Raw genomic sequence first — 5843 nt, 5'->3', positions numbered from 1 at the left:
CACCGCGGTGACCTCGAGCGCGGACTGGTCGTCGAGCTCGGGGAGCAGCGACGGCAGCCGTTCGGCGAGCATGGTCTTTCCTGCTCCGGGCGGGCCGAAGAGGGCGATGTGGTGACCGCCCGCGGCGGCCACCTCCATGCCGTACCGGCCCAACTGCTGACCCGACACGTCGGCCAGGTCGGGGCCCGGCTCGATCGGCGGCTCGGCGGTCTCCGGCGGATCGAGCAGGACGTCCTCACCGCGGACGAAGGCGACCAGCCGCGACAGCGTGTCCACCCCGCGCACGGTCATGCCGGGCACCACTGTGGCCTCGCGGGCGTTGGCCAGCGGCACCAGCACCCGGGTGACGCCGCGCCGGGCGGCCGCGGCGACCATCGGCAGCACGCCGCGGATCGGCCGGACCGCGCCGTCCAGCCCCAGCTCGCCGAGGACCACGACGCCCTCCAGCGGTCCGAGCGGCAGGTCACCGGCCGCCGCGAGCAATGAGCAGGCGATCGCCAGATCGAAGCCGCTGCCGTGCTTGGGCATCGTGGCCGGTTGCAGGTTGACGGTGATCCGGCGCGGCGGCCAGGTCTGCCCGGAGTTGACCACCGCGGCGCGGACCCGGTCGCGGGCCTCGTTCAGCGCGGTGTCCGGCAGGCCGGTCAGCACCACCGCGGGCAGCCCGGGGGCGAGGTCGGCCTCGACCTCGACCAGCCGGCCCTGCACGCCCAGCAGACCGGCGCAGAGCACGCGTGCGTAGCTCATCTAGAACGCCGCGCGGATGTGCTCGACCAGCGTCGCCCCGCGCGCCTGCGGGAGCACTTCGACGACATCGAAGCGCAGGTCGCGTGGATGGACCTCGGTCTGCTCGAGCCAGCGGGTGGCGAGGCGGCGCAACCGGCGCACCTTGTCCTCGCCGATCGCCTCGGCCGGCCGCCCGAACGCGCCGCCGCGCCGGGTCTTGACCTCGCAGAACACCACGTCGGGGCCGTCCCGCAGGATCAGATCGACCTCGCCCTCGGCGCAGCGCCAGTTGCGGTCCAGCACGACCAGCCCGGCCGCGGTCAGGTATCGCTCCGCGACGCGTTCGCCGTACTGCCCGACCGCTCTTCGCACCTTCGTCATGGCGGCCACCGTGCCCGGCGCGGGGGCTGCGCGGACCGGCTCCTGTGGACAGAGCGCGATTGTGGATAACCGGTCCGTGATCGGCGGAGGGTGATATGCGTGAGCGGTGGCGGTCCCGCCGGAGGTCCCCTAAGTTTCTGTCCCGTGGACGGCAATCCCCGCTACTCCGACCAGCAAGAACCGAGCTGGTACTCCGGTCAGGGTCAACCCACCGGATCGAGCTCGAATCCGTACGATTCCGGCGTACGCGATCGACCCTTCCGGTTGCCGGACCAGCGCGCCGCCGCGTACTCGGCGCCTCCGGGCTATTCCGCTCCCGACCCGGTGACCTCCACGGGCAGCCACGCGCGTCCGGTGATGGAGCCCGAGCCGGTCCGGGCGCCGGCGGGCCGCAGCGCGACCACGCCGTACCGCGGCCGGCGTCCGCTTTCGGCGGTGCTGGTGCCGATCGTCACGATTGTCCTCATGGTCCCCGCCGTCCTGCTGTTGATCGAGGCCACCTTCGGCGACGGGCCGCTCGTGCCGGGGGGCGTCGTCCCGGCCGTTCTGCTGACGCTCGGGCTGCCGCTCACCGGCCTGGGCATGTACTCGTTGTCCGGCGCGGGACCCCTGACCCGCGAGGCCTGGTTGCGCCCGCCGCTCGCGTACCTCCCGATCGGTCTTCTGATCCTGATCGCCGCCGGACTGGGGGCCGCGTAGGGAGAAAGGAAGAGGGCGTATGCTTGTCGACGGCGACCGCCTCGTGCGGTCGACCTCGCGCGCCCTCTGCACAGCGCGCCGGCCGAGCCGGTGACGCGTTGCAGCGGCGGCCTCCCCTGGTCCCGATGCTGATCGGGCCCGCTTGCGGCCGACGACCGGGCGCCAGGACGCCCACCGCCCGGTGAGCGTGACAACCAGGGAATCTGTAGGGGAGCAACCCACCATGGCCGTCGTGACCATGCGCCAGCTGCTGGAGAGCGGTGTCCACTTCGGGCACCAGACCCGGCGCTGGAACCCGAAGATGAAGCGCTTCATCTTCACCGAGCGCAACGGTATCTACATCATCGACCTGCGCCAGACCCTCGACTACATCGAGAAGGCCTACTCCTACGTGCGGGACACCGTCGCCGAGGGTGGCCACATCCTCTTCGTCGGCACCAAGAAGCAGGCCCAGGAGGCGATCGCCGAGCAGGCGACGCGCGTGGGCCAGCCGTATGTGAACCACCGCTGGCTGGGCGGCATGCTCACCAACTTCCAGACGGTTTACAAGCGTCTGCAGCGGATGAAGGAGCTCGAGGCTCTGGGTGACCTGAGCGGCACCGCCGCCGGTTACACCAAGAAGGAGACCCTGCAGCTCTTCCGCGAGAAGACCAAGCTGACCAAGACGCTGGGTGGCCTGCGGGACATGACCCGGGTGCCGTCGGCGATCTGGGTGGTCGACACCAAGAAGGAGCACATCGCCGTCGACGAGGCCCGCAAGCTGGGCATCCCGGTGATCGCCGTGCTCGACACGAACTGCGACCCGGACGAGGTCGACTTCCCGATCCCGGGCAACGACGACGCGATCCGGTCGGCCGAGCTGCTCACCAAGGTGATCGCCACCGCCGTGGCCGATGGTCTGATCGCCCGGTCGGGCCGCAAGTCCGGCGACGCCGACGCCAAGCCGGAGGCCGCCGCCGTCGCGGCCGGCGAGCCGCTGCCGGAGTGGGAGCGCGACCTCTACGAGGGCACCGAGAAGAAGGCCGCCGAGGCTCCCGCCGCCGCCCCCGCCGAGGCCGCTGCGGCTCCCGAGGCCGCGCCCGCCCCCGAGGCTGCTGCCGCACCCGAGCCCGTGGCCACGGCCGCCGAGTAAAGAAGAATTCCTAGAGAGCGAGTCATGGCTAACTACACTGCCGCGGACGTCAAGAAGCTCCGCGACCTCACCGGCGCCGGGATGATGGACTGCAAGAAGGCGCTCGACGAGTCGGACGGCGACTTCGACCAGGCTGTCGAGTTCCTCCGCATCAAGGGCGCCAAGGACGTCGGCAAGCGGGCCGGTCGCACCGCGGCGAACGGCATCGTCGCCCACTCCGGCAAGGCGCTGCTCGAGCTCAACTGCGAGACCGACTTCGTCGCCAAGACCCCGGACTTCGTCGCCCTGGGTCAGCAGCTCGTCGAGCTGGGCGCGGCCAACAAGGTCGCCGACGCCGCCGCGCTGAGCACCGCCACGCTGCCGGACGGCCGCACGGTCGCGGACGCGATCCAGGACTTCTCCGCCAAGATCGGCGAGAAGATCGTGGTCAACCGGTTCGCCGAGGTGGACGGCACGGCGGCGATCTACCTGCACCGCAAGGCGCAGGACCTGCCGCCGCAGGTCGGCGTCCTGGTCGAGTACTCGGGCAAGGACGACGAGGCGGCGGACGCGGACGCCCGCGGCGTCGCCATGCAGATCGCCGCGATGCGCCCGAAGTTCCTGACCCGCGCCGACGTCCCCGCCGAGACGGTGGAGTCGGAGCGGCGGATCGCCGAGCAGACCGCTCGTGAGGAGGGCAAGCCGGAGCAGGCGCTGCCCAAGATCATCGAGGGCCGGGTGAACTCCTTCTTCAAGGACTTCGTCCTGCTCGAGCAGCCGTCGGTGACCGACAACAAGAAGACGGTCGCCCAGGTCGCCAAGGAAGCCGGCATCGAGATCACCCGGTTCGTCCGGTTCGAGGTCGGCCAGGAGTAACGAGCAACACAACCTCGCGTGGAGAGGAGGTCGGGAACGCGATTCTGCGCCCGGCCTCCTCGTCACATAGGGTCTCTGCAGTAAGCCGGATGGGGAAGGCGGATCTGATGACGATGGTGACCGAGCAGGCTGCTCGAGTCGACCCGGCGTTGCCTCCGGAGCGGCCCCGGCGGGTCGTGCTCAAACTCTCCGGCGAGGTCTTCGGCGGCGGCGAGGTCGGCGTCGACCCGGATGTCGTCCAGGGCATCGCGCACCAGATCGCCACGGTCATCCGCCGGGGTGTGCAGGTCGCCGTGGTGATGGGCGGCGGCAACTTCTTCCGGGGCGCCGAGCTGCAGAAACGCGGCATGGACCGGTCCCGCGCCGACTACATGGGGATGCTCGGCACGGTGATGAACTGCCTCGCCCTGCAGGACTTCCTGGAGAAGGAAGGCATCGAGACGCGGGTGCAGACCGCGATCACGATGGCCCAGGTCGCCGAGCCGTACATTCCGCTGCGCGCGATCCGGCACCTCGAGAAGGGCCGCGTCGTGATCTTCGGCGCCGGCGCCGGGATGCCGTATTTCTCGACCGACACGGTCACCGCCCAGCGCGCCCTCGAGATCCACGCCGACCTGGTGCTGATGAGCAAGAACGGCGTGGACGGCGTCTACACCGCCGACCCCCGTGTCGACCCGACCGCGCGGAAGATCGAGCGGATCACCTTCGCCGGCGTCCTGCAGCAGGGCCTGCGCGTGGCCGACCAGGCCGCCTTCAGCCTCTGCCAGGAGAACGACCTGCCCATGCTCGTCTTCGGCGCCCAGGGTGACGACACGATCATCCGAGCGGTGAGCGGCGAGAAGATCGGTACGTTGATCACCGCCGTTTGAGCCTGTTTATTGAAGTGACCGAGCAGCACTTAGCCGAGGAGGCGACGCAGCGGTGATCGAGGAGACCCTCTTCGAGGCCGAAGAAAAGATGGAGAGCGCGGTCGAGCACGCCAAGGAGGAGTTCGCCGCGATTCGTACGGGACGCGCCACCCCGGCGATGTTCTCGAAGATCGTCGTCGACTACTACGGTGCGCCGACCCCGGTCACCCAGATGGCATCGGTCGGTGTGCCGGAGCCGCGCATGGTCATCGTCAAGCCGTACGACGCCTCGCAGCTCGGCCCGATCGAGCGGGCGATCCGCGACTCGGACCTGGGCGTCAACCCGAACAACGAGGGTACGCAGCTGCGCATCCACCTGCCGCAGATGACCGAGGAGCGGCGCCGCGACATGACCAAGGTGGCCCGCAGCAAGGCCGAGGAAAGCCGGGTCGCCATCCGCAACGTCCGCCGCAAGGCCAAGGAGCAGCTGGACCGTCTGGTCAAGGACGGCGAGGCGGGCGAGGACGAGGGCCGGCGTGCGGAGAAGGAGCTCGAGGACCTGACGCACCGCTACGTCGCGGTCGTCGACGAGCTGGTCAAGCACAAGGAAGCCGAGTTGCTCGAGGTCTGATGGCGTACCTCGATCCCCGTGGCGACCGGCCGTCCCCCACGGACGAGCCGGGGCCCTTCGCCGCCTACTGGGCGCCCGCGGAGCCGGAGGGGAACGGCAACGGCGGGGACGAGCAGCGCGTGTACCCCGAGGCGGGTCCGGAATGGAACGCACCGACCGCCGCCACCTCGACCTCGGAAGCCGAGTTCGCGTTGACCGCGGGCCAGCGCGGCCCCGGCAAGCGCCGGGCCGGCAAGACGGCCGGCCGGGCCGGGCGCAACCTTCCGGCGGCCATCGCCGTGGGTACGAGCCTGGGCCTGATGGTGCTGGCCTCGCTGGTGATCTGGCGGCCGGCGTTCCTGGCCGTGATCGTGGCGGCGGCGTCGGTCGGCATCTGGGAGATGGCCCGGGCGCTGCGGGTCACCGGCGCGCATCCGCCGCTGATCCCGCTGCTCGCCGGCGGCGTGCTGATGGTAGGGCTGGGCTGGTTCGCCGGCGAGGACGCGGTGGTGCTCGGCCTGGTGGTCACCGTGCTCGCGTCGATCCTCTGGCGCCTGGCCGACCGTCCCCGGCACTTCCGCGAGGACTTCCG

Annotated in this window: 7 protein-coding genes and 1 pseudogene; 6 read left to right on the top strand and 2 right to left on the bottom strand. The window is 70.6% G+C overall.

All coding sequences use genetic code 11. From position 1 onward, the window contains the following. Positions 1-747: magnesium chelatase domain-containing protein (locus AB0M20_RS23120; RefSeq protein ID WP_364301333.1), on the bottom strand; the 747-nt coding region annotated here is incomplete at its 3' end. Next, positions 748-1107, bottom strand: a complete 360-nt coding sequence (locus AB0M20_RS23115; RefSeq protein ID WP_364301331.1) for a YraN family protein — start codon at positions 1105-1107, stop codon at positions 748-750. 144 nt (positions 1108-1251) lie between these two features. Here AB0M20_RS23115 and AB0M20_RS23110 point away from each other — a divergent pair, with 144 nt between their 5' ends. From AB0M20_RS23110 to AB0M20_RS23085, 6 genes and pseudogenes are all read left to right on the top strand, one after another. Beyond that, the gene (locus AB0M20_RS23110) at positions 1252-1806 is read left to right on the top strand and encodes a hypothetical protein (RefSeq protein WP_364301329.1); all 555 of its coding nucleotides are present in this window, start codon (positions 1252-1254) and stop codon (positions 1804-1806) included. Between the two features lie 223 nt (positions 1807-2029). Next, positions 2030-2938, top strand: coding sequence for a 30S ribosomal protein S2 (gene rpsB / locus AB0M20_RS23105; protein ID WP_364301327.1), 909 nt, complete (start codon positions 2030-2032; stop codon positions 2936-2938). A 24-nt stretch (positions 2939-2962) separates the two neighbouring features. Continuing rightward, positions 2963-3793 (top strand): translation elongation factor Ts, encoded by an 831-nt coding sequence (gene tsf, locus AB0M20_RS23100; protein WP_364301325.1) that lies wholly within the window; start codon positions 2963-2965, stop codon positions 3791-3793. Between the two features lie 113 nt (positions 3794-3906). Continuing rightward, complete coding sequence (pyrH, locus tag AB0M20_RS23095; RefSeq protein ID WP_364301335.1) at positions 3907-4662, top strand: UMP kinase; 756 nt, start codon at positions 3907-3909, stop codon at positions 4660-4662. Positions 4663-4714: 52 nt separating this feature from the next. Next, positions 4715-5272, top strand: coding sequence for a ribosome recycling factor (gene frr, locus AB0M20_RS23090; RefSeq protein WP_364301323.1), 558 nt, complete (start codon positions 4715-4717; stop codon positions 5270-5272). Further along, positions 5272-5843 (top strand): annotated as a pseudogene (locus tag AB0M20_RS23085) (phosphatidate cytidylyltransferase); the annotation flags it as partial. The gene frr and the pseudogene AB0M20_RS23085, both read left to right, overlap by 1 nt.

The sequence above is a fragment of the Actinoplanes sp. NPDC051633 genome, from assembly GCF_040681735.1.
Classification (GTDB): domain Bacteria; phylum Actinomycetota; class Actinomycetes; order Mycobacteriales; family Micromonosporaceae; genus Actinoplanes.
This window is presented reverse-complemented; position numbering and strand designations above follow the sequence as displayed.

Excerpts from the sequence above, each read along its gene's own strand:
- AB0M20_RS23115 (WP_364301331.1), bottom strand. The coding sequence starts at position 1,107 with ATGACGAAGGTGCGAAGAGCGGTCGGGCAGTACGGCGAACGCGTCGCG.
- rpsB (WP_364301327.1), top strand. The coding sequence starts at position 2,030 with ATGGCCGTCGTGACCATGCGCCAGCTGCTGGAGAGCGGTGTCCACTTC.
- tsf (WP_364301325.1), top strand. The coding sequence starts at position 2,963 with ATGGCTAACTACACTGCCGCGGACGTCAAGAAGCTCCGCGACCTCACC.
- pyrH (WP_364301335.1), top strand. The coding sequence starts at position 3,907 with ATGGTGACCGAGCAGGCTGCTCGAGTCGACCCGGCGTTGCCTCCGGAG.